Origin of the sequence: Algibacter sp. L1A34 (genome assembly GCF_009796805.1) — a bacterium.
GTDB lineage: Bacteria > Bacteroidota > Bacteroidia > Flavobacteriales > Flavobacteriaceae > Algibacter.
On record NZ_CP047029.1, the window covers coordinates 258,845 to 283,631 of the forward strand.

26 protein-coding genes are annotated in these 24,787 nt (G+C 32.0%); 11 read left to right on the plus strand and 15 right to left on the minus strand.

The annotated features are described in order from the left end of the window. Nucleotides 1-251: 251 nt before the first annotated feature. Together GQR97_RS19740 and GQR97_RS01020 are read left to right on the plus strand one after the other, a co-directional pair. Nucleotides 252-335 (plus strand): hypothetical protein, encoded by an 84-nt coding sequence (locus GQR97_RS19740; RefSeq protein ID WP_233267639.1) that lies wholly within the window; start codon nt 252-254, stop codon nt 333-335. A 131-nt stretch (nt 336-466) separates the two neighbouring features. Next, entirely contained in the window at nt 467-997 is a 531-nt protein-coding gene (locus GQR97_RS01020; RefSeq protein WP_158844201.1) for a hypothetical protein, read from the plus strand. Between the two features lie 289 nt (nt 998-1,286). Here the strand turns inward: GQR97_RS01020 and GQR97_RS01025 are convergent, their stop codons facing one another. Beyond that, complete coding sequence (locus GQR97_RS01025; protein ID WP_158844203.1) at nt 1,287-3,491, minus strand: ATP-dependent DNA helicase RecQ; 2,205 nt, start codon at nt 3,489-3,491, stop codon at nt 1,287-1,289. A gap of 205 nt (nt 3,492-3,696) precedes the next feature. Between GQR97_RS01025 and GQR97_RS01030 the strand changes: the two genes are divergently transcribed. The 7 genes from GQR97_RS01030 (at nt 3,697) to GQR97_RS01060 (ending at nt 8,919) form a co-directional block, all read left to right on the plus strand. Continuing rightward, nucleotides 3,697-4,662, plus strand: coding sequence for an SIS domain-containing protein (locus GQR97_RS01030; protein WP_199269897.1), 966 nt, complete (start codon nt 3,697-3,699; stop codon nt 4,660-4,662). Continuing rightward, on the plus strand, nt 4,662-5,495 hold the full coding sequence (tatC, locus tag GQR97_RS01035; protein ID WP_158844205.1) for a twin-arginine translocase subunit TatC: 834 nt from the start codon (nt 4,662-4,664) through the stop codon (nt 5,493-5,495). Before GQR97_RS01030 ends, tatC begins: the two co-directional genes overlap by 1 nt. Continuing rightward, nucleotides 5,479-5,835 carry a carboxymuconolactone decarboxylase family protein gene (locus tag GQR97_RS01040; protein WP_158844207.1) on the plus strand — a complete coding sequence of 119 codons (357 nt, stop codon included), beginning with the start codon at nt 5,479-5,481 and terminating at the stop codon, nt 5,833-5,835. Before tatC ends, GQR97_RS01040 begins: the two co-directional genes overlap by 17 nt. Before the next feature lie 71 nt (nt 5,836-5,906). Next, nucleotides 5,907-6,647, plus strand: coding sequence for an LPS export ABC transporter ATP-binding protein (gene lptB / locus GQR97_RS01045; protein WP_158844209.1), 741 nt, complete (start codon nt 5,907-5,909; stop codon nt 6,645-6,647). Nucleotides 6,648-7,384: 737 nt separating this feature from the next. After that, nucleotides 7,385-8,245, plus strand: coding sequence for an SPFH domain-containing protein (locus GQR97_RS01050; protein WP_158844211.1), 861 nt, complete (start codon nt 7,385-7,387; stop codon nt 8,243-8,245). A 3-nt stretch (nt 8,246-8,248) separates the two neighbouring features. Further along, complete coding sequence (locus GQR97_RS19635) at nt 8,249-8,743, plus strand: hypothetical protein (protein WP_199269898.1); 495 nt, start codon at nt 8,249-8,251, stop codon at nt 8,741-8,743. Nucleotides 8,744-8,745: 2 nt separating this feature from the next. Next, nucleotides 8,746-8,919, plus strand: coding sequence for an Arc family DNA-binding protein (locus GQR97_RS01060; protein WP_158844213.1), 174 nt, complete (start codon nt 8,746-8,748; stop codon nt 8,917-8,919). Here the strand turns inward: GQR97_RS01060 and GQR97_RS01065 are convergent, their stop codons facing one another. Genes GQR97_RS01065 through GQR97_RS01075 form a run of 3 tightly spaced genes read right to left on the minus strand, consistent with a single transcriptional unit; the run spans nt 8,920 to nt 11,092 of the window. Next, nucleotides 8,920-9,516 carry a hypothetical protein gene (locus GQR97_RS01065; protein WP_158844215.1) on the minus strand — a complete coding sequence of 199 codons (597 nt, stop codon included), beginning with the start codon at nt 9,514-9,516 and terminating at the stop codon, nt 8,920-8,922. A gap of 9 nt (nt 9,517-9,525) precedes the next feature. Then, nucleotides 9,526-10,332: a TerC family protein gene (locus GQR97_RS01070; protein ID WP_158844217.1), complete on the minus strand. Its 807-nt coding sequence runs from the start codon at nt 10,330-10,332 to the stop codon at nt 9,526-9,528. A 7-nt stretch (nt 10,333-10,339) separates the two neighbouring features. Then, nucleotides 10,340-11,092: a CDP-alcohol phosphatidyltransferase family protein gene (locus GQR97_RS01075; protein ID WP_158844219.1), complete on the minus strand. Its 753-nt coding sequence runs from the start codon at nt 11,090-11,092 to the stop codon at nt 10,340-10,342. A gap of 262 nt (nt 11,093-11,354) precedes the next feature. On the opposite strand from GQR97_RS01075, the gene GQR97_RS01080 reads away from it, so the two are divergent. Further along, on the plus strand, nt 11,355-12,341 hold the full coding sequence (locus GQR97_RS01080) for a PorV/PorQ family protein (RefSeq protein ID WP_158851546.1): 987 nt from the start codon (nt 11,355-11,357) through the stop codon (nt 12,339-12,341). A 12-nt stretch (nt 12,342-12,353) separates the two neighbouring features. After that, complete coding sequence (locus GQR97_RS01085; protein WP_158844221.1) at nt 12,354-13,526, plus strand: DUF4105 domain-containing protein; 1,173 nt, start codon at nt 12,354-12,356, stop codon at nt 13,524-13,526. Between the two features lie 59 nt (nt 13,527-13,585). On the opposite strand, the gene GQR97_RS01090 is transcribed toward GQR97_RS01085, so the two are convergent. From GQR97_RS01090 to GQR97_RS19640, 11 genes are read right to left on the minus strand one after another with little or no spacing between them, the layout of a single operon-like run. Next, entirely contained in the window at nt 13,586-14,977 is a 1,392-nt protein-coding gene (locus GQR97_RS01090; RefSeq protein WP_158844223.1) for a sugar transferase, read from the minus strand. 54 nt (nt 14,978-15,031) lie between these two features. Further along, nucleotides 15,032-16,042, minus strand: coding sequence for a glycosyltransferase family 4 protein (locus GQR97_RS01095; RefSeq protein WP_158844225.1), 1,011 nt, complete (start codon nt 16,040-16,042; stop codon nt 15,032-15,034). Beyond that, nucleotides 15,996-17,351 carry an O-antigen ligase family protein gene (locus GQR97_RS01100; RefSeq protein WP_158844227.1) on the minus strand — a complete coding sequence of 452 codons (1,356 nt, stop codon included), beginning with the start codon at nt 17,349-17,351 and terminating at the stop codon, nt 15,996-15,998. The genes GQR97_RS01095 and GQR97_RS01100 overlap by 47 nt, the downstream gene beginning before the upstream one ends. After that, a complete protein-coding gene (locus GQR97_RS01105; RefSeq protein ID WP_158844229.1) occupies nt 17,351-18,430 on the minus strand; it encodes a glycosyltransferase in 1,080 nt (359 codons plus the stop codon). The genes GQR97_RS01100 and GQR97_RS01105 overlap by 1 nt, the downstream gene beginning before the upstream one ends. Further along, nucleotides 18,431-19,543: a glycosyltransferase gene (locus GQR97_RS01110; protein ID WP_158844231.1), complete on the minus strand. Its 1,113-nt coding sequence runs from the start codon at nt 19,541-19,543 to the stop codon at nt 18,431-18,433. Then, on the minus strand, nt 19,543-20,091 hold the full coding sequence (locus GQR97_RS01115; RefSeq protein ID WP_410488932.1) for a serine O-acetyltransferase: 549 nt from the start codon (nt 20,089-20,091) through the stop codon (nt 19,543-19,545). The genes GQR97_RS01110 and GQR97_RS01115 overlap by 1 nt, the downstream gene beginning before the upstream one ends. 5 nt (nt 20,092-20,096) lie before the next feature. Next, nucleotides 20,097-21,089, minus strand: a complete 993-nt coding sequence (locus GQR97_RS01120) for a glycosyltransferase family 2 protein (RefSeq protein WP_158844233.1) — start codon at nt 21,087-21,089, stop codon at nt 20,097-20,099. Nucleotide 21,090: 1 nt separating this feature from the next. Beyond that, entirely contained in the window at nt 21,091-22,623 is a 1,533-nt protein-coding gene (locus tag GQR97_RS01125) for a glycosyltransferase family 2 protein (protein WP_158844235.1), read from the minus strand. Further along, nucleotides 22,604-23,758, minus strand: a complete 1,155-nt coding sequence (locus GQR97_RS01130; protein ID WP_158844236.1) for a glycosyltransferase family 4 protein — start codon at nt 23,756-23,758, stop codon at nt 22,604-22,606. Before GQR97_RS01130 ends, GQR97_RS01125 begins: the two co-directional genes overlap by 20 nt. A gap of 9 nt (nt 23,759-23,767) precedes the next feature. Then, nucleotides 23,768-24,259: an acyltransferase gene (locus GQR97_RS01135; protein WP_158844238.1), complete on the minus strand. Its 492-nt coding sequence runs from the start codon at nt 24,257-24,259 to the stop codon at nt 23,768-23,770. Beyond that, nucleotides 24,259-24,786 carry an acyltransferase gene (locus GQR97_RS19640; RefSeq protein WP_199269900.1) on the minus strand — a complete coding sequence of 176 codons (528 nt, stop codon included), beginning with the start codon at nt 24,784-24,786 and terminating at the stop codon, nt 24,259-24,261. Before GQR97_RS19640 ends, GQR97_RS01135 begins: the two co-directional genes overlap by 1 nt. Between the last annotated feature and the right edge of the window lies 1 nt (nt 24,787).

The following is a 24,787-nucleotide window of genomic DNA, read 5'->3' on the forward strand; positions in this document are numbered from 1 at the left end:
AAGATCTTGAAAATTAAAAAAAGATAGGAAAACAAACTTTTATCGAAACTTATTCTTCTGCAAACAACGAAGAAAATCTAACCGAATATTTAAGAGAAAAATTTTCTACGGAACCACTTAAGACTGAACTGAATGATAAAAATTCTGAATTTTATTTTAATGAATTTAACGAATAAGCAAATGGATATTTAAAAGTAAACACAAGACAAAACCTTTTCGAAAAAGTGATAAAATTAGCGAAAGAGAAAAATGTGGAATTTGTTTGGCTATCCGTTTGGGAGCAAAACCCAAGAGCAATTCGGTTTTATCAAAAAAAATGGATTTGTGCCATTTGATAAGCATATTTTAAAACTTAGCAATGATGAACAATATGACATTATGATAAAATTAGAACTCAATAAAGAAAAACCAGTAGCTAACGCTAACATAGTATAACAATAATAAAAACTCTTTACCAAAGAATAAAATGAAAAACACATTAATAACATTTTTGCTTTTATGTCCAATATTTTTATGGGCCGATCCATGGGACAATTTAACCTTACAGCAAGCAAAACAAGTTTGTGAATTTTTAAAAACAGATCCATATATTCTGGATTATTGCGATTGCTGTGACTATGAAGGTGAATATGCCACAAAAATCTACCTAATGAAAGTGAAATCGACAGAAATTATTACTTGCGACTGGAATTCGGAATACTATAGTGTAAGAACAGATGTTGATGTTTTGGCTGAAATTCCATATGTAAAAGAGGGACCCGACATTAATTCTGCCCATCGATACAAATCAAAACAAGAGCTAATAATAACCATGAATTATACATGGGCATACAACAAACAAAAAGAAAAGGCTGCGCCCATATACACAATTACTCCCTATGATATCTACGGAGAAAGTAACCCCAACTCTGGTTATTGTAGAGCGTTTATAAATTTCCCAAATCCAAAATATATAAAAAACAGAAAATATAAAAAGTGGTATAATAAAAGATTTTAAATTTAAGAAACACGATTGTTAACGCTTTATATATTAAACACAACATTTTTGATCTAATACAAACTCAAAAGCCTATAAACTTCTTACTTAACATAAACGAACCATTAACGAACACCCTAAACCCAGCAATAACTAGTATTAGGGATTGAACGGTTTGTTTGAAATCCTGTTTGTTTTTCCTTAAAAAAAATAAACAGATTGAGTAGGGAGATATTAATATTCATGAGTTCCTTAATTTAAAATAGAAACCCACGAATAAAGCCCACACCTTTTGGGTAACGCCCAAGTTCTAATTGGCTACTTCACTAATAAATTTAATTCGGTATAATCGTAGTTCATCATCGTCGTAATCACCATCGAATTCCTCTATGGCATCTGTAATACTATCGGTATTCGACTCCATGAAATACTCGTGAATTTCTTCTTGTTGATCTTCGTCGAGAATATCATCTATCCAGTAAGTGATATTCAATTTAGTTCCCGAATACACAATGGCTTCCATTTCTTTAATGAAATCGCCCATAGACATACCTTTGGATGATGCAATATCATCTAGTGGTAATTTTCTATCAACATTTTGAATAATATATAGCTTGTTTGCAGAATTACTTCCTGTAGATTTTACAACTAAATCGTCGGGACGCGTGATGTCGTTATCTTCTACATATTGCGCTATAAGCGCCACGAAATCCTTACCATATTTTTTAGCTTTCCCATCTCCTACACCGTGTACATTACCAAGTTCTACAATGGTTACAGGGTATTTAAGCGCCATATCTTCTAGCGATGGATCTTGAAAAACCACAAATGGTGGCACGCCGAGTTTTTTGGCATTCTTTTTTCGTAAATCTTTAAGCATACGCATTAAAACGGCATCGGCAACGGCATTTGCGCCTTTTGCAGCTGTAATTATAGAACCATCTTCTTGTGCGCCATCAAAAATATGATCTTCCGTCATCATGAAAGATACTGGGTTTTGTATAAAATCACGACCAGAATCTTTTAATTTTATAACGCCATAGGTTTCAATATCCTTTTTAAGAAATCCAGCAACTAATACTTGGCGTAAAAGTGCCATCCAATATTTGGTATCTTTCTCTTTTCCTTTTCCAAAAAAGACTTGCTCATTAGTTTTATGAGAATTTATAAGTGCGTTTTCTTTGCCCGTAAGTACGTTTACTAAATCTTTAGATTTGTACTTTTCGTTTGTATTAGAAATGGTTTCTAGTAATAATTTAACTTGTTCCTTAGCTTCACCTTTCTTTTTAGGATGTCTAACGTTATCATCCATTTCGCCTCCATCGCCTGTCTCGTTATCAAATTCTTCACCAAAATAATGAAGAATAAATTTACGCCGTGACATAGATGTTTCTGCGAAAGCAACCACTTCTTGCAATAAGGCATGACCAATTTCTTGCTCTGCCACAGGTTTGCCAGACATAAATTTTTCTAGCTTTTCAATATCTTTATAAGCGTAATAAGCCAAACAATGTCCTTCGCCACCATCTCTACCTGCTCTACCTGTTTCTTGGTAATAACTTTCTATACTTTTTGGAATATCGTGATGGATTACAAAACGCACATCGGGTTTATCTATCCCCATTCCAAAAGCAATAGTGGCTACAATAACATCGCAATCTTCCATTAAGAATTTGTCTTGATGGCTAGATCTTGTTTTAGCATCTAAACCTGCGTGATACGGTAAAGCATTTACACCGTTTACTTGCAGTACTTGGGCTAACTCTTCTACGCGCTTGCGACTTAAACAATATATAATTCCAGATTTACCATCGTTTTGTTTTACAAAACGAATAATATCGGCATCTACATTTTTAGTTTTTGAGCGTACCTCGTAATATAAATTTGGCCTATTAAAGGATGCTTTAAAAGTTGTTGCTCCAGAAATCCCTAAGTTTTTAATAATATCTTCTTGAACTTTTGGAGTTGCTGTTGCGGTTAGGCCAATAATTGGAATATTATCACCAATACGGCCTATTATATGTCTTAAGTTTCTGTATTCTGGTCTAAAATCATGTCCCCACTCACTTATACAGTGTGCCTCATCTACGGCCATGAACGATATTTTTACAGTACGTAAAAACTCAACATTTTCCTCTTTTGTTAACGATTCTGGGGCTACATATAGTAATTTAGTTACACCATTTACGATATCTTCCTTTACGCGTTTAACTTCGGTTTTATTTAAAGATGAATTTAAAACGTGTGCAACGCCTTCCTCATCCGAAATCCCTCGAATAGCATCCACTTGGTTTTTCATTAATGCAATTAAAGGAGATACAATTATTGCTGTTCCCTCTTGCATTAATGCAGGCAATTGGTAACATAGCGATTTACCTCCACCCGTTGGCATAATCACAAATGTGTGATTACCCGTAATAATACTTGTTACTACATCTTCTTGTAGGCCTTTGAATTTATTGAATCCAAAATATTTTTTTAAGGCACTATGTATTTCTTTTTTAACTGTCAACATGAATTGTATGAATTATTTTTCACCTGTAAAGAGTAAACACACAAAGCCTATTAATTGCTATCAATTTCATTGTGTATTTAGAGAGTCTCAATCTTTTTTTCGTTAGTTTTGCAACGAAAAAACAAGTAAAAAATAAAATTAATTTAATTATCAAGTTTAAAGATAATAAAATCTTTAATGCTTCAACCATAAAAAATAATAAATTTTGAGTACAGAAAATTCTATTATTGAAACTGCTAAGCAAACAATTGAAATGGAAAGCAAAGCCATTTTAAACTTATCTAGCTTAGTAACAAAAGATTTTGCAGCTGCTGTAAATCTAATTTATAACTCCAAAGGACGCGTTATTATTACAGGTATTGGTAAAAGTGCCATTATTGGAAATAAAATTGTTGCTACTTTAAACTCCACCGGAACCCCTGCTATTTTCATGCATGCTGCCGATGCCATACACGGTGATTTGGGTTTGATTTTAAACGATGATGTGGTAATCTGTTTATCAAAAAGTGGTAACACTCCAGAAATTAAAGTGATAATTCCATTAATAAAACGTGCTAATAATAAAATGATTGCCATAACAGGAAATGTAAATTCCTTTTTAGCGCAACATGCTGATTATGTTTTAAATGCATACGTTGAAAAAGAAGCATGCCCAAACAATTTAGCTCCAACAACAAGTACTACAGCACAATTAGTAATTGGTGATGCTCTTGCAGTTTGCTTATTAAACTTACGCGGATTTTCGAGTACAGATTTCGCAAAATACCACCCAGGTGGTGCACTTGGTAAAAAACTATATTTAAGGGTTGAAGATATCTCTTCTACCAACGAAAAACCTGCAGTAAATGGCGATGCTAGCATCAAAGAGGTTATTGTAGAAATTACAGCAAAAATGCTTGGTGTAACCGCCGTTGTAGAAAACAACGAAATTATTGGTATAATTACAGACGGTGATTTACGTAGAATGTTAACTAAGGTTGACGATTTCTCTAAACTAATTGCTAAAGATATTATGGGTGCCAACCCTAAACGCATACAGTCTAACGCTATGGCCATAGAAGCTTTAGAGGTTATGGAAGCTAACGATATTTCTCAGCTTTTAGTTGAAGAAAACGGAAAGTATGCAGGTGTGGTTCACTTACACGATTTAATTAAAGAAGGCATTATATAATGGCGAAGAAGGATATTAATGAGATGTCTTTTTTAGACCATCTTGAGGATTTACGTTGGCACTTAATTCGAATTTGCTCGGCCGTAATGATTGTGGCAACGTTAGCATATATTTTTAGTCGTTTTATTTTCGACGAAATTATTTTTGCGCCACTACATATGGATTTCCCTACATACGATTTTCTATGTAAAGCAGCACAATTCCTAGGTGTAACTACCACATTTTGCGCCGATAAAATTCCTCTAATATTACAAAACCGGACCATGGCTGGGCAGTTTTCTGCCGATATTTGGACTGCTATTTTGGGTGGTTTCATAATTTCGTTCCCTTACGTTATTTACCAATTGTGGAGTTTTATTAGTCCAGGTTTGCATAGTAAAGAACGTAAACATTCACGTGGTTTTATCATTATTTGCTCACTCTTATTCTTTTTAGGTGTGCTTTTTGGCTACTATATTATTACACCGCTATCTATTAACTTTTTGGCAAATTATAGTATTTCCGCCATGGTGGATAACCAAATTGATATTAGCTCATATATCGCTTTAGTTCGTGCTTCGGCATTAGCGTCTGGCCTAATTTTCGAATTACCAATCATCATTTATTTTTTAACCAAAATAGGTTTGGTTACTCCAGAGTTCTTAAAAAAATATCGAAAATATGCTATGGTAATCGTATTAATTCTGTCGGCCATAATTACACCTCCAGATATTGCTAGTCAAGTTATTGTGGCTATTCCTATTATAATTTTATATCAAGTAAGTATTACTATTTCTAAAATAGTGATTAGAAATCAAAAACGAAAAGAGAAAAAAAATGTCAGAGTCAGTTAAAGAATTCAACGATTACCGTTCTAAAATGAACGATAAAATTTTAGGTGATAATAATAAGATTATAAAACGCATTTTTAACTTAGATACTAACGCTTTCGCGGAAGGAGCTCTCGATGTTAAAACCAAAGAATTACTTGGCTTGGTAGCTTCGGCTGTTCTACGCTGCGACGATTGCGTGAAATACCACCTAGAAACCAGTTATAAAATTGGGTTAAAAAAAGAAGAAGTTGTAGAAGCTTTGGGTATTGCAACACTAGTTGGCGGAACTATTGTAATTCCGCATTTACGAAGAGCTTATGAGTTTTGGGATGCTTTAGAAGAAGATAGCAAAACCCAATAAAAACATAAAAAACCAACAACTGTTAAAAAAGTGTATATGATTTCACTATTTTTAACGTTCACTATAAAGATATGATTTTAAAAGCCGAAAATTTAATGAAGTCCTACAGCGGACGAAAAGTTGTAAAAGATATTTCTCTTGAAGTTAATCAAGGTGAAATTGTTGGACTTTTAGGCCCTAATGGTGCCGGAAAAACAACTTCTTTTTACATGATTGTAGGTTTGGTAAAACCTAACGGCGGACATATTTTTCTTGATAATAAAGAAATCACCAACTACCCGATGTACAAACGTGCACAACATGGTATTGGTTATTTAGCACAAGAAGCTTCGGTTTTTAGAAAATTAAGTATTGAAGATAATATTTTAAGTGTGTTGCAACTTACTAAACTGAGTAAAAAAGAGCAAGTATACAAAATGGAATCGCTTATTGAAGAGTTTGGTTTAGGACATATTAGAAAATCTCGAGGCGATTTATTATCTGGTGGAGAACGTCGAAGAACAGAAATTGCTCGTGCTCTTGCAACCGACCCTAGTTTTATTTTATTAGATGAACCTTTTGCAGGTGTAGATCCTGTGGCTGTTGAGGATATTCAACGTATTGTAGCACAACTTACCAAAAAAAATATTGGAATCTTAATTACCGATCATAACGTACAAGAAACCCTTGCCATTACCGATAGAACATACTTAATGTTTGAAGGTAGTATTTTAAAAGCCGGTGAACCCGAAGAACTTGCTAGTGACGAAATGGTGCGTAAGGTATATTTAGGTCAGAATTTCGAGTTACGTAAAAAGAAAATTCGTGATTAAAGCTTAACTACTTTTTCATTATTCCATGTTTTTTTTGTCATTCCGCGTTTGATGCGGAATCCACTCTTTTTGAAATGACGCTTTCCGAAGTTTACTTTTATATGCTTATTATATTTATTCAGTTATTCACACTGTTAATTATAACAACATCGGAAGATTTAAAACAAAACAAACGTTACATAACATATTTAAAAATTACGCTGACACTTGTTTTTTCTGGTACTATTATGGAGCTATTGGACTGGAACCACTTATGCCCTTTTCAATGTATTCTTCTAACCTCCTCTCCATTTATCACTTTAAATTTAACAAAAGGGACTACTTGTCTTTTTAAAAAACTATTTAAAAAAGAACCTTTTCAAACCATTCGCAGAAAATTAAGTGATGGTATTTGGGTAAATAATAAAGGGGACATTAAACAAATTGATTATTATATTTTTTATTCATTTGTTTTATCAGCATTACCACTCATTATAATTGTTGGTTTATTTATAATTCTCAACAACACGATGTGTTAATTTATTTCATATTAAAAAATTAATCTATTTCATTAGAGAACCATTCACTTTAGGTTTTATGGTTTCGAACTCCCCATTTATAATTATACCTAAAATATTTTATTTTATAAAAACCAGACCTATTTCAAATTCATTTTAAAATACATTTGGAATGTTTAAAAATTATTTCATATCTTTATGATATCAAAATAATATCATTTTAAACTTAACAAATTAATCATGAAAGAAGAAAAAATTATTGTTCCTGCAAACGGTTATCTTATTCTATTTTTAACGGCTCTTCTTTTTTGCGGAAGTATATTTCTAGCTATTTTCACAAAAGAATCTTCTTTTTTCACCATAACACTTACCGTCTTTTTCTTTATTCCAGGATTTTTAATGGTGCAACCAAACAACGCAAGAGTATTATTGCTCTTCGGAAAATATGTGGGAACCGTTAAAAAGAATGGTCTGTTTTGGGTATTACCTTTTTATACTAAGAAAAAAATTTCCTTACGTGCTAGAAATTTTGATAGTGAGCGTTTAAAAGTAAACGACAAACTAGGTAACCCAATTATGATTAGTACCATTTTAGTTTGGCGCGTAAAAGACACATATAAAGCTGCTTTTGACGTGGACGATTTTGAAAATTTTGTACGTGTACAAACCGATGCTGCTGTTAGAAAACTTGCAAGTATGTATCCGTATGATAATTTTGCAGATGAAGGTTTAACCGAAGACATTACACTAAGATCGAGCGTGAATGAAGTTAGCGAAGCTTTAGAAAAGGAAATAGAAGAACGCTTATCTATTGCAGGAATTGAAGTTTTAGAGGCTAGAATTGGCTACTTAGCCTATGCTCAAGAAATTGCAAATGCGATGCTAAAACGCCAACAAGCAACAGCTATTGTTGCCGCCAGACATAAAATTGTTGAAGGTGCTGTTAGCATGGTTGAAATGGCTCTAGCAGAATTAGGTAAAAAACAAATTGTAGATTTAGATGAAGATCGTAAAGCCGCTATGGTTAGTAACTTAATGGTGATACTTTGTGGTGATAAGGATGCCTCTCCCGTGTTGAACACAGGAACTTTAAATCAATAAAAAATGCGCGTTTTTAAGGAAGAACAACGGTTTACACAAACTTGGATTATTACTCTACTAACTATTCAAGCTGTTATTGCAATAATCTTTGTTTCTAATGAATTTTTAAAATCAAGAAACGGAGATATCACAGAATACTTCGGAACGTTAGCCATCATTTTAGCTGCCACCGGATTAATATTCCTGTTTAAACTTAGAACCCGAATTGACGAGGTTGGTATACATTATCAGTTTTTTCCTTTTCATTTAAAATTGAAAACCATATTTTGGCGAGATATTGAAACTACAAAAATTCGAAATTATAATGCTTTTTCAGAATATGGCGGCTATGGCGTAAAAGGTACTTTCTTTGGAAAAAAAATTAGAGGTATCGCTATAAATGTTAGTGGAAACACTGGCATTCAGCTCAAGCTTAAAAATGGTAAAAAGATATTAATTGGTACTTTAAAGAAAAACGATGCCAACACTGTTATAAACAGATATTTTAATAAAAATTAATTATGGCTAAAAAAAAGGCTTTTGCATTACGTATTAATGAGGATATGCTAAAGGCTATTGAGAAATGGGCTGCGGATGAGTTCCGCAGCACTAATGGACAGTTGGAATGGATGCTTAATGAAAGTTTAAAAAAAGCTAAGCGCAACCCAAAACCTAAAAATAATTCCTCGGATTAATTATCCTTTTCTTCTTTCTAATAATACCATCATCATTAAACCTAAAACAATGCGGTATTCATCATCTGCATCAATGGTTTCTAATTTAGATACACTAAATTTTCTTCCAAAAAACGAACCTTCTTTTTTAAGTTTAACTATTGGTTTTTTATTCAAATCAAGCACACTATAACTCGGATTGAAAAAATAACCAGTAAAAAGGCCGAGAATAGGAATTTCCCCAAACATAGAATCAAACACCTTTATCCAAGCATTATCCTCACGAATATGGTATTGCAATTTCTGATTTTGATCTATAAGTTCATATTCAGCTTTCCAAATGGATCTCCATCCTTTTCTTGCTATTTTACCAAGTTCTGTGCCCTTTTTATCTTTCATACTGTAGGCAGCAGAAAAATCGATCCAACGATCGGCATTAATTCTATAATTTACTTCAGTCTTATTTTCATTGTCATAAATAAGAATATCTTCTTTAAGCTTAAACATTTTTTGTTTTACATAAGCAACTGTAGATCCCGAAGCATCTGTAGCTACAAAATCGTTTGCAAACGTTGAAATGTTAAACTTAAAATTTAAAGGAAATGTTATATTTTTCATCTAGATAAATTATTTGTTTTTTGATGCTTGTTCTTTTAATAATTTCTTTTGGTAACGTCCTTGTACTACATCTACAATAACCAAAACGGCTAATACAAAATAGAAAGTGGTTTTACTCATTGGCTCAATATTTTCACCAAATATATTAATGTGTGCTAAATGACCTCCCTCGGTAACTAGCATAATCCCAACTATAAACAGAATAAACAACCCAAGCACTTCGTACATACGATTTTTTGCCAAAAACGAAGAAATTTTATCGGCCATAACGAGCATTAACAATCCGCTTACCACAATAGCAATTGCCATTATAATAAATGCTGTTGTACTACTCTCTAAATGACTAGTAAGACCAATAGCAGCCAAAATAGAATCAAATGAAAACACTAAATTCATAATTACAATACTCGTAATTACGGCGTTGGCAGATTTTAAACGTTTACCACCTCCTTCTACATTATGCGTTAAATCGTGATTAGAAATCATATGCCAAATTTCCTTTATTGCCGTATAAATTATGAATCCGCCACCGACTAAAACAATAATACTGTGACCATTAAATGCAAAATGAAGAATATCTGCTATACCGCCTGTTAAGAATGAAAACGGTTCTTTAAAAAACCCAATAATTGAAACTAATACAAATAAAAGTACAATTCTTAAAACAATAGCAATTAAAATCCCCACTTTACGAACACGTTTTTGTTCTGTTTCTGGGGCTTTTTTACTTTCTAAAGAAATGTATAATAAGTTATCGAATCCTAAAACGGCTTGTAAAAGAATTAGCATTAATAGCGTGAAAATGTTTTCTAACATTGGTAAATTATTTGGAGTTTAAATTATCTAAAGCAGACAAAATTATATAAAGAATTATTATTAATGGTATAGCTGCAAATTGCAAAACAATTAAAAGTACCACGCACAAAATTAGAAAAACATAGCGCACTACATTATCCTTAAAACCATAGTTTTTAAATTTTAAGGCGAAAAGTTTTATGTTAGCATTTAATATGTAGCAACTAAGTAAAGTAAGCGCGATTAAAAACCACTTATTTAAAATAATAGAATTTATAATATCGTTATTTTGAAATTCAAGAATAAGAGGTAATGATAGAATTAATAACGCATTTGCTGGCGTTGGCAAGCCTTTAAAGTACGTTTGTTGATCTTCATCTATATTAAATTTAGCTAATCGATATGCCGATGCTAAAGTAATTAATAAGCCCATTAGTGGCAGGACTTGTAAGTTAGTCCCAATCCAACTGGAATGTTCTTGCCAATGAGAAGCTTCAGAGTAATCTACAAAATTACCACTTGCTAATAATAACAGCTTATACATAATAATTCCGGGTACCAAGCCACTAGTTACCATATCTGCTAATGAATCTAACTGCAAACCTAACGGACTAGAAACGTTTAACTTTCTAGCTGCAAAACCATCAAAAAAATCAAAAAATATACCTAAGAACACAAATAATGCCGCCGCAACAAAATCATCATTTACTGCTAAAATAACGGCTATACAGCCACTTAACAAATTTAAAAGGGTAATAGCATTAGGAATGTGTTTCTTCATATTTAATGATTTAATTTTGTAAAAATAGCAAACAATTTTCGTCTAAAACAATATCTATAGTAAATTCAAGTTTTATAGTCTTAAATAATACGCCATTTGGCATTAAATAAGTTGAAGTTTCAATTTGAAATTTTATGATTAAATAGCTATTATGTGCATCTTTGTAAAAAATTTTCGATTGAAACTTAACTTTGCTACTTTATTCTTTGTAATCTCTATTTCGGTATTCGGCCAAACGGTTAGGAAATATTCGAACGAATTCATGAATATTGGCGTGGACGCAGCTGCTCTTGGTATGAGTAGCGCAGTAACTTCGCATTCTGCAGATGTTAATTCCGGGTATTGGAATCCTGCTGGGCTTTTAAAATTAGAAGACAATCAGCTTTCATTAATGCATTCTAGCTATTTTGCAAATATTGCAAATTACGATTATGCTGCTTTTGCTATGCCTTTAGATGATAGAAGTGCTATTGGAATCTCCCTAATTCGTTTTGCTGTTGATGATATTTTGAATACTACACAACTTATAGACGATCAAGGAAATATTAATTACGATAGGATTAGTTTATTTTCCACGGCCGATTATGGTTTAACATTCTCGTACGCAAGAGCATTACCTGTACAAGGTTTAAATTACGGAATAAATGCCAAAGTTATTCGCCGTGTTATTGGTGACTTTGCGTCTTCTTGGGGTTTTGGTTTCGATTTAGGTATTCAGTTTGAAACAGATAACGATTGGAAGTTTGGTATTATGGCTCGTGATATCACCACAACTTTTAATGCTTGGGCCATTGATGAAGAAGAATTTGCAACTGTACAAGATGCTGTTGAGGGGCAAAACCAAGAACTACCTGAAACTACCGAAATTACCATTCCTAAATTACAAATAGGAATTTCTAAACTTGCTGATTTTAATTATGATTATACATTATTAACTGCTGTTAATTTAAACGTGAGGTTTGAAGAAAATAATGATATTATTTCAACACCGGTTGCTAGTATTAACCCTGCTTTAGGTTTCGAATTTGGGTATATTGACATGGTTTATTTACGTGCCGGAATGGGTAATTTCCAAAATGAACTACAGCTTGATAACACAGAACAACTTAGCTTTCAACCTAGTTTTGGTGTTGGTTTTAAATATAATGGCATTCAAATAGATTACGCTTTTACCGATATTGGAGACCAAAGTGTGGCTCTATATTCTAATGTTTTTTCCTTAAAGATAGATTTAAGTTCCTTTAGATAATATTCAATGTTTATGAAAAAAATATTCTTTTTACTTCTTCTTTTATTTTCATTTGAAATCATACAAGCTCAAGATGTTTTACTATCTGACAATGCTGAAATAAGCGTGCTTACCGTAGGCCCAGGTACAGAATTAAACGATGCCTTTGGGCATAGTGGATTTAGAATAAAAGACCCTTCTAGGGGTTTAGATGTTGTTTATGGCTATGGAGAATACGATTTTGACTCTCCTAATTTTTATTTGAAATTTGCTCAAGGAAAACTGAATTATTTAATTAGTAAAACTGAATTTAATCGATTTTATCAAGTTTATATTTATTATAACCGAAGTATAAAAGCACAAGTTTTAAATTTATCTCAAGCTGAAAAACAAAAACTTTACGACTTTTTAGTTAATAATTACAAACCTGAAAATAGAAGGTATTTGTACGAATTCTTTTTTGATAATTGTGCCACTAAAATTAAAGATGTTACCAATTTAGCGGTTAATAATACCATAACATTCAATAAACCAAAAGATTTTAAAGATGCAACTTTCAGAACTTTAATTTATGGTAAAGTAAACAAAAATTCTTGGGGCAGTTTTGGGATTGATTTAGCTTTAGGTTCTGTAATTGATAGGCAAGCAACACCCGAGGAACACATGTTTCTTCCAGAAAACATCTATAAATTCTTTGAAGTAGCAACTATAGGTAACGGAAACAAGCCTTTAGTAAAGCAAAACCATCTTTTGTATAATCGAAAAAAAATAATTAAGTCCGAATCATTTACTACAAGTCCTATTTTTGTTTTTAGCCTTATTGGTTTGTTCATCCTTTTTATAACGTTTAAAGACTACAAAAATAATACACGAAGTAATTGGATAGATGTTACGCTATTTATCACAACGGGACTTCTTGGCATTCTTATTTTACTACTTTGGTTTGCTACGGACCACACAGGAACGCATCAAAATTACAATCTCCTTTGGGCTTTTGTTCTTAATATTTTTGTGATCGGACAACTTTTTAAGAAAACTCCTAGTGCATGGTTTGTTAAATACTTAAAGCTTTTAGTGATTCTATTGTGCTTGCTAATCTTGCATTGGCTTATTGGTGTTCAAGTATTCTCTATTGCATTAATACCGTTACTAGTAGCGCTATTTATTAGGTATGTGTTTTTGATAAAGTATTTTAATAGAAGTTAATACGTAATAAACAACGAGATCACACTTGTAAACACAATAAATTAAAACGGAAGAATCATTTATTGTCCCCTAAAGAATACCATAGTACTTATTGTTTTTACAATAATATTTAGATCTAAGAAAAAACTACGATGCTTAATATAATATAAATCGTATTGAAGTTTTAATAAGCTATCATCAACAGAGCTACCATACCTTGTTTTTACTTGAGCCCAACCTGTAAGTCCGGGTTTTACAATATGTCGAGTTTCGTAAAAGGGCAATAAATCAGAAAGTTCTGCAACAAAACGAGGACGTTCTGGCCTAGGACCAATTAAACTCATTTCTCCTTTTAAAATATTTATAAACTGAGGGATTTCATCTAACCTAGAATGCCTTAGAAATTTACCAAACGGTGTAATTCTTATATCATTTTTCTGAGCCCAAACGGCACCATTTTTTTCAGCATTTTCAATCATACTTCTGTATTTTATAATCTGAAAAGGCCTACCATTTTTACCTATTCGCTTTTGTGTATAAAAAAGTGCACCTCTATTTCCTATTAAATTTCCTATTAAAATTAAAGGAAGAAAAACTAAACTTATTAATAAACCAATGATTGAAATAGCAATATCAAACACTCTTCGGAAAAATAAATATAACTTATTATGATTGCTTCGGCTAAAGGGAAAATACTTGTAAAAATCTTTACCAACAAATTGTACAGGTACACGTTGAGTCATTTCCTCATAAGCCTGAGTATATTCCTTAATAGGAAAACCGTTTTCCAATAATGTTATTAAATCGCGATAAATACTCGGTGTTATGGTCTCGGAATTATAACTTGCTATAACAATTTCGGATATATTCTCTTGTTTGATAACTTGATGAATTTCCTTTGGACTAAATTCTTTTGCCCCATTAAATTTTATACTTTCACCTTTTTCCGTTTCACAATTAATAAAACCTACAATTTGATAATTGGGATCGGAATTTCTAAAAGCATCTACAATAGATTGAATGCTCGAAATTTCTCCAACTATTAAAGCTTTTTTATAAAACCTAGGAGACGTAATAAATGTAACATAAACCCATCTCCAAATGAATAATGCTGAAACTATAGAACAATAAAAATATAGTATTTGTAATCTATTATCTGGTAGAACAGGAGTTAAAATTGGAGTTAAAAAATAAAACAAAACGGTTGTAGAAGCTGTAAAAACAATATTTGCGAACGTTTTATCTATTTTACTAGATTTTTGCAAATCGTATAGTTCAAAAATAGTTCCGAATACGGATATATATAAAATGAGGATAAATACCCATTTCCAGTTCTCTTTGTTGATAATAAAATAATTGAAATCAAAAATATTACTAACCACATATAACACAACTAGCACAGATAGAATATCTATGATACGCAAAAGAACCTTGCGTTCTGAAATATCAAAATGTATACCGTTATTAAACATTTTTTTGCTAGTTTAGAAGTGTAAAGATATAAAAGTAAACAAGACAGCCCTTGTTTAACTCAAGAGATTACGCCATTGAAGTTTAACTTTTTCCCAATCATAGTCCTCTACTTTTTTCCTTGCTTCATTTGATATTTCATTAGCTTTTACGGGGTTAAAAGCTATTTCCTTTATGGCAGACAAAAATGCTTTAGTATTATTTGATTCAACTAGTATACCTTCCTTGTTATTTTTAATTAAAAAAGGCATCCCTCCAACATTTGTAGATATCACTGGTAAGCCTAATGCCATAGCTTCTATAACACTTACAGGCGCATTATCAATAGTTGTCGTGTTTATAAAAACATTGTAATCTTCAGCTTTTTTATGCCATTCTTGTTTTGATAATCGCCCAGTAAATTCAACTTCAATTTTTAATTTTTCTGCTAATAATTTGGACGCTTCCAAACTACCATCTTTTTCGGGGCCAATCATACATAACTTAACTTCGATATTTTCATCTTTTAAAGCTTTTAAAATTTTAATCGCTAATGATGGATTGTATATTTTAGAAAAAGACCGTACCCATAATAAGTTAACAGATTCATAGATTCTTAGTTGAAATTTATAACATCCAATCTTAATAGAATTTGGTATGAATACTAAATTATTAAAATTATTTGCTTCAAAATGCGACTTTAAGTATTGAGAAGGCGCTACATTCTTGTAAGCATGTTTAAATAAGGCTTGAGATAATCTAGGTGATTTTTTTAACCTTTTCGGTAATTCACCTCCATGTAAAATAGGAACATATTTTAATTTAAAGTAGCGGCATAATTGACTTACAGTATAAGCATAATAAAAATTTAACGTGCTATAGGTGTCTATTAACACATAATCGGTTGTTTTTCTATGTTTGAAAACACCCCAAAGCATATCGAGAAACCGGAGAATCATGTTTGAATAGGTTGACGCATACGTTACATTGAACCCTAAGCTTGATAGCCCTTTTCCTAAGGTATCAATAGTAGATTCGGTTTTACCCTTTTCCGATAATTTGTTTCCTATGTACAGGATCTTTTTCATTTACAACTTGTAATAAACTTAATGCATATATAAATGCAGGTGCTGCAATACGCATGGCCGAATGATTTATTGTAAGCAACCAAAATAAATAAAACGAATAGAACAGCACATTACTTCTATTTCCCATTCTAAAAAATAGAGGAGCCAATAATAAAATTAAAAAAGCGAGAACTCCGAATAAACCATGTTCTGCAATAATACGACTTACTTCATTATGAGATGCCGCGTGAATACCTGTTTTTTGAAATCTAATTTCTTTAGCTCGACCAACGCCTATACCAAAAAAAGGATTATTTTTAAACTCTTCAAATTCTAATAAAAACAAATCTCCTCGTCCTGTAGTAACATCATCTTTCTCTTGGCCTACAGCATTTTGGTTGGCATATCTTTTTTCAATAAAACCATTAGTTTGAATCGTTGAAAAACCCCAAGTTACTACTGCTATAACAAGAAAAAAGAATACTGATATTAGCATGCTGCTTTTATCTTTTTTATTCATACTTCGATATTGAATAAATATAAAAGCAAAAATCATAAACAAAGCAGTAATTACACCACCTCGACTAAATGTAACAATAGCTCTAAATGAAAATAAGAAGAGTAACAATAAGTCCAAATATCTATACCATTTCGTCTTACTAAAATAAAAAAAACGAACAGTAACCAAAAACATACCTAGCCCCAAAACAGTAGCTACTTGATTGGGTCCAAAACCACCAGACGATACAAAGTTAGATCCCGTACCTGTAGTAACCGCCGATACATCTGGATTATAAATAAAAATATAAACCAACGTACTTGCAAGCGGGTATATAGTAAAATTCACAATAGTCTCTAATTGTGATTTAGTAATTTTAGCCCCAAAACAAAACAAAGCAGATAAACCTAAACAAACAGGGCCACTTAAATTAAAAGCAATAGCTTTTCTTATATTACTTATATCATCTAGTATCACCAAAGACACATAGACACTAGGTATTAGCAAAACTAGATACAGCAAATAGATCGTAGCTTTTTTATTAAAACCTCGATACATAAGCCCCATAACAGCAAACATAATTACCAAATACTTGATCGCCTCATAAAATAAAATACCTCCAGACATTCTAAGAATAACCTCTGATCCTAAAACATAAGTACATGCCTTTATTATTTCAATAGTTTTTAACTTTTGAGGAGCACTTATTATTTTTATAACAAAATAAATAACTATCCCGAATAAAAAAAGATTGCCATACCCTCTAAATAGATATAGAATTATACCAAATAAAATATGCAGGCTTAATATTTTAATATAGGTATTCTTCATTAATTTCTGCTAATATCTTTATAGACTTTTATTACCTTAGGTATTATATGTTTTTCAGAAAAATTTATTTTTACTTGTTTTTTTAAAGCATTCCCCATGAGGCTTGCTTGATTCTTATCTCTAATTATTGATAAAATACCAGTACAGAGCTCTTGTTCGTTTTCTTGGTTTACAAGCACTCCTAATGACTTGTTTTCTATAACCTTAGGACAATCTCCAACATTAGTTGATACTACAGGCAATCCTGCTAAACCGTATTCTAATAGAGCCAAAGGTAAGCCTTCAGATTTTGAAGACAAAACTCCAATGCTGCAATGCTTTAAAATAGCCGAAATATCAAGACAAGTATCATAAATAAAAACATTTTCTTCTAAACTTTCTTTTTTCACATAATTAAATATAGCCTGAGAATAGTCATCTTTAAAATCTTGACCTACCAAATGTAAAGTCCAATCAGGATAATTTACGAGAACTAACTTAAAAGCATTCAATAAATTTAGATGATCTTTTTGTGGTCTCAAATTAGCTAGACACACAATACGTCTCCCCGTTTCTCCTCTCAAATTTGTTATTAATTGGGTATCACTTACAACCGCATAATTAGGTAAATAACTTACTAATTTTGCTTTCAAGTTAATTTTTGTCCAATTTTCTAACTTAGAATTAACAGAAAATACGTGATTAAAAAACCGCGAACATTGCGTTAGCAACCCTTTGGAACGTTCGTGTAAAAATTCACTTTTACCGTAATGGTCATGCCAAACTAATTTTAGCTTAGGGTTTAAAACCTTAATTAGTGTTGCTAAAAAATAAGACGAGGCATGTGCATGAATAATAGTTATACCATTGGTATTTATAAATTTGTTCAGTGCTTTAATAGCTTTAACGTCGACCGTTTTTGTTCTTTTTAAATACAAATAGCCCACCTCTGTTTTTAAACTACTTTTTAATAAACCTTCAGCTCTTGTAGCACATAAATAACTAGCTTCAACATGATCAAGCAACCCGTTGGCATAATTAACAGCAACGCGCTCTGCACCTCCTGCCTCTAAACTATCAATAAGTTGCAGTACTCTCATTTAACTTTTTATTAATTTTTTTATCTCCTCTTCAAACAAATCTAAAGTATAACATTGCGACCAATCCGAAGCTAGTGTAGCCATTTGTTCTAAACGACTTGTATTGGACAAAGCGCTTTCAATCGTCATAACAGCCGGTTTTAAATTTGGTTGTATTAATAGCCCTCTGTTGCCGTTATCCAACATATTAGGCACGCAAGATATGGAGGTTGCAATAGGTATAACGCCAAAAAACATGGCTTCTGCTAAAGCTTTAGGCCAACCTTCAGATTTAGACGCTAGTATAGTAAAATGCGACGTTTTTAAAGCTAATTTTACGGTTTCACTGGATTGATTGCCATGTAAAACGATAACTGATTCTAATTTGTTTTTAGTAATATAGGCTTGTAATTCTGGTTTTAAAATCCCCTCACCAAAAAAAGACAACTTAGCCTTTACACCCTTTTTAATTAATGTTTCTACAATTTGAATAGCCAGTAAAGGGCGTTTCCCAGCAACCAAACTCCCCACAAAAATAAAGTTCAAATCACCAGTATATACTTTTGGATCAACCTGCTCTCTATCTTCATCCCTATAAGTCGCTGTAAAAAAGGATTTGATATTTTTAGTTTGATTAGGCCAATCGCCGTAGACCAAAACAGTCATATTTTTAGTTAAAACCGTATGACTTAAAATCCATTTTTGGAGTTTATAACTTAGCGGTTGCTTTGCCTTAGGATCCCAATTACCGGCATATTTTGCTGTTTTTAGTTTTTTTGGAAAAAATACTTGTACAAAACAACCTATTAAACCAATGTTCCCAGGACATCTTAAATGGATATGATCTGCCCAAAACATAGCCATAAACAAACGAACCACAATTATTGGCAAATACAACACACTGAGGGAGGCTGATACAACAGTTGAAAAATTCAAACTCGGTATTGAAGTTACCGTGGGTTGTTTTTTAAATGAGGACTTTAATAATTTTTGATTGTATTGTGTGGGCGAAATTATTCTAAACTCTGAGACATTAGCACTCCAAATATCCATTTCTCTGACATACGGGGTATATGCTTGATAACTTTGACCTTCTTTTAAGGTTGGTGCATTTGTAACGACTAAAAACTTCATTATATATAATCTTTAGAGCCCTTATGATTAATGATAACGCCTGGAACACCAACCGCAACAGCATTAGCGTCCATAGATTTTGTGACTAACGTATTAGCTGCAATCACGCAATTATCTCCAATGGTTATTGGTCCAACAATAACTGCATTGGCACCAATATATACATTATTTCCAAGCGTTGGAACCCCACGAGTATCACCTCGTCCACTAACCCCAATAGTCACACCTTGCGAGATATTACAATTATCACCAATAACAACGTTGGCGTTTATAATAATACCACCAAAATGCCCAATGTAAAACTGCTTCCCAACAGTTACGGTATACGGAATGCTAATACCTGTTACTATTTCGATCCATTTTTGATGTAATACAGCAAAACCTAGCAATAGTTTTTTAACTGGTTTAAAAATAGAACTTCCATATATTGTATTTGATAGCCTATACACTGTTAAAGCCCACAAGCCTTGTTGTGTTAATAACAGTACAAATACCGATTTATTCCCACTATACTTTCTATATTTTATAAAATCTGACTTTAAACTCAAAACAATTATTGGTGTTTAGGTTTGTTAAAGATAAGCGAAATCCATCCAACCTGACGACCTAAGGATTCTGTCAATGCCTTTAATTTTTCTTTTGAATTAATAACGTTCGTGACTCTAATAGCCATCAACAATAATTCTGTAGCATGAAATTTAACAGTTGCTTTAAGCGTTGGGTTTGGATACTTCACGTTCCAAACATACCAACTATTTCTAACCACCATTTTACCATAATGGTATTGGTTTGGTCGACCAGAACTATCATGATAATGCGCTAGTTTAGCATTCGTATTTATATATAGTGCCCCCATCTTAGCCAACCTAATAGAAAAATCCGCATCTTCATACAAGCCATAGCCTTCAAAATAGGTAGAAAAGGATACATTATCAAATACTGCTTTTTTATAAGATGAAACGCCTCCCATTATTTGTTCTACTTCATAAATTTTACCTGATGGTGGTAAAAAACTAACCGAACGTCCATGTGCAAAGGTTGGTAAAAAACCTGGGGCTGTATCTGGTTGCAAACTAAGTCTTTTTCTCATTTTAAATCGCGATGGTTCATTACGCATCCACCCATCATAATAAAATTTTGAAGACTTATTCTTATTATCTGACAGCTCCCATTGGACTTCATTTGTAATATAACCACCAACTGCTAGAGCTTTGGGATGCATTTTATATGTAGATAATAATTGTTCAAAATAATGAGGTTCCAAAACGACATCATCATCTAAAAAACAGACAATTTGAGACGACTTATTAACTTTACTAATGCCAAAATTGCGCTGTTTTGTTAAGCCTCTATTAGCTACATCTACTTTATAATAACTTAAATTTCTAAATGTATTCTTTTTTAAAGCGTCCTCAGTATTCGTATTAGTCGAACCATCAATAATTAATATTTGATCAGGATATATACTTTGCAAAGTAACAGATCCCAATAACCTTAGCAGCGATTGCGGTCTCATGTAAGTACAAATGATTAGAGAAAAAGTCATATTAAACAGTCTTATTTTGCAAATTATTAGCCCAATCCTGACTTACTTTCCAACGTTGTTTAAACACACGATAGTATTTAAATGGATTTTTTATAGCTTGCCTTTTATAAAATTTAAAAAACAACGTTAATTTATAACTATTTAATTGTGGTTCTGTTTTGTATTTTAAATTATAAAGCATGACTGTAGGAGATGGTTTAGGTATTACAACCTGATTCTCCCAAGCGTGAATATACTTCGTTCGAAAACCTCCTATTGGGGCTTTTAAATGTTTTAATTGCACAGTAGGTAGATATATAATATCAATCCCCTTATTTCTAATTTGCATTCCAAAATCAACATCTTCCCCAAAACCATGCTCAAAAGACATATCAAATTTTATTTTTCTAACAACACTTGTTTTTACAATGCTACAACCCGATCCAAAAGCAGCCCATTGGACTGGGACGTTACGTTTTTCTGTTTCATTACCTCTTAAACAACTTAAAGTAATAGCATCAAAATTATAGGTTTGCATAAAACTCAAAGCCTCTTTTAATGTTGAATTGTTAAATCTTATATCATCATCTGCGAGAAAAACGTAATCTGATGTTACTAATTGTAAACCTATATTTCTAGCATTACACGCTCCTGTTTGTGCTATAAGTCTATGATTTATTTTAAATGGCCACGCTTCAGATTTTATATAATTAAGTTCAGATTTTGCAACCTCGCTATCGTCTTGCTCTATAATTATAACTTCAGCAGGCATTAACGTTTGCTTTGATAAATCTTTTAAAACATCGTGTAAATATTTTGCTCTTCCTAATGTTGGAATTAACACCGAAATAGAGGTGTTAGCTTTTAACTCTTCAGTAATGGCTTCAGAAGTTATGACTTTATCAAATGTCTTCTGTTTAAAACCCAGACTTTTGATAAATGGAATAAATAAAACCTTCTTTTGGAAGATTAATACATTTAAAAATAATAAAAACGACCAGCGCGCTTTAAAGTGTTCTTTTACAAACTTGAACAATTCTGAAGTGCTCGCTTTTTTAACGATAGCCTCTTCTTCATTCTCCACAATAATATCGGGAGCGAAATAACACAATAACCCCCTAGCTATTCCTAATTTAGAGATACTATTTAAGTTATAACTAAAAGTATTCCGATAGTCCATTTGCGTTTTGAAAGGGAGTAGGTTTTCTCCATAAATCGCACCACAATTACTATGCATTAACCAAGTTGGATACTTTATGTTTCTATTCACATTCATAAAAAGAGAATCTTCGACATAACCAATAGCATCGCCAAAATAAGAAGACTTGCTGTTAGACAACATAATATTACTTAACGTAAAATACGATGTTAACACCTTAATATTGATTTTCTCCTTATTCGAATCATGACACCAAGCAATAATACGATTACTATATTTTGACGCCAACAAAAATAATGCCTCGGTAGGCTCATTAGACTCCAGTAAAATAGCGTCCTTAGTTTTATTGTCAACAACCTCAACAACTTTGTTGTTATTATGAAAAAGAATGAGCATCTATTGCTTTTTTATAAAATTGAACAGACTGTTTTGCAACTATTTCTGAACTAAATTTTGATATTATTTTTTTTCTTGCTGCAATTGAAAATTGATTTCGTAAAGCTTCATTTTCTAAAAGCGCGATAATTTTGTTAGCATAATTTTGATGTGCTTTAGGATGTATTAAAAAGCCATCTTCTCCATCATCTATAATTTCTTTTGCCCAACCCACATTTGAAGCTACAATTGGCTTTTGTAAAGCCATCGCTTCTAACCAAGAGACTGGCAACGCTTCAGCAAACGTAGGAAAAACACAAAGTGTTGCTTTCTCAATATGTTCACGCATTTCAGAATACGGCACAGCTCCAATATATTCAACTTGCAGCAAGGCTTCTTTAGTAAATAACGATTGCATTAATTGCCAAGTAGACAGACTGTGACTCTTAATATCTGGACTATCTTTACCTACCAATACTAGTTTTACTTCAGGATATTTTTTATTAATTTTATTAAAAATATAAGGCAATTCCAACAATCCTTTTTTTCTAATTAGTGTTCCAAAATAAAGGACTGTTTTCTCGTTACTTATAAAGGTTTTAGAACTAAACAACTTAAGGTCAATCCCGTTATGGATAACAGTATAATCCAGTTTTAAACCAAATAAAGTATTGGTCAACTCTCCTGTATAATTACTAACAGAAATAATACCGTTAGCATTTTTAAGTGCTTTTTTCTCATGGTACTTATTTACAGCTTTTACTTTTCTATTATCCAAATGACAAAAATAAGTATCCGAACCATGTAACCGTATAACTATTGGACAGGATGGTTTTATAAACGAAGTAATACCAGTCCAATCTGGAGCTTCAATAATATCAATCTTTTGTTCTTTATGTAATTTATTTGCTAGCTTCTCTATTTTTTTCTTAATCAAATACCAGGAGACACCTTTAAGTTTCGGGTTTTTTATTTTGTAAACATCAATACCACCTTCGGAAAAAAAACCATCTTCTTTTTGTCCATAAACCAAAATAGAAACGTTGTGATTTTGTTTTACCAATGCAATAGCCAAGTGTTTTATACTTGTACCAATACCGCCTGAATGGCCTAAGTTTTCATGCGGATATTCTGGTGTTACAAAACCTATTTTCATTCTATCTTATTATTTACTTTTAACATAGCTAATAACCTTTGCTGGGTTACCTGCTACAATTGCGTTATCAGGAACATCTTTTGTAATAACAGAACCTGCTCCAATTACTGCATTTTCACCTATTGTAACAGGTTTTACAATTAAACTATTCATACCAATAAACACATTATCTTCAATGACAACATCCCCAATTTCATATTCAGTCACACCAGACGAAGTAAGTAAAGGGTAATGGTTAATTATCTTAACTCCTGTGGTAATAACGACGTTATTACCAATATAGGTAGAAGTCTTTTTCATATTATCAAATAACACATCAGTCCCGATAAAAACTGTTTTAGAATTATTAAACTTAACACCACATCGCTTTAACAAAAAAGGCCTAATAGATGGTGGAATAAAGAATTGCCTAGATAAATGAATCAACAAAAAACTCATTACTTTCTTAAAAAACAAAAAAGAAAACTTATTCCAAGTGGCTGTATGTATATTTGAACTCATTATAAATTTCTATATTTAATATGTTTTGCAGGAATACCACCCACGATGCTATAATCTTCTACATCTTTTGTTAATACAGATCCAGAAGCGATAATAGCTCCTTTACCGATTTTATTCACAGAATTTGTTATAATAACATTATTACATATCCAAACTTCATCTCCAATCTCTAAACTAGAAGCAGAGGTTATATTTTCATAAATACTATGGTTTTCATATACATGTTTATGAGTTTGAATTGTTACATGATCTGACACGGTAACATTTTTTCCAAAAGTAAGACCTCCTGAATAATCAACTTCAATATTCCTGGAAAAAGTACAAGGACCTTTAAATTTAATACTAGTTAATGCTGATCTTTTATCGAAATTGGTAATTACCACATTATAAGTTGCATTTATAAAAGATGTATTAAATCTGAAAAAGAAATAAATATTTTTTAATAATTTAATTATAGGAAACGTAAATACCAACGTTGTTATAAAACGTTGTATTATATAATCGATTTTGTACAATATTTTATACATA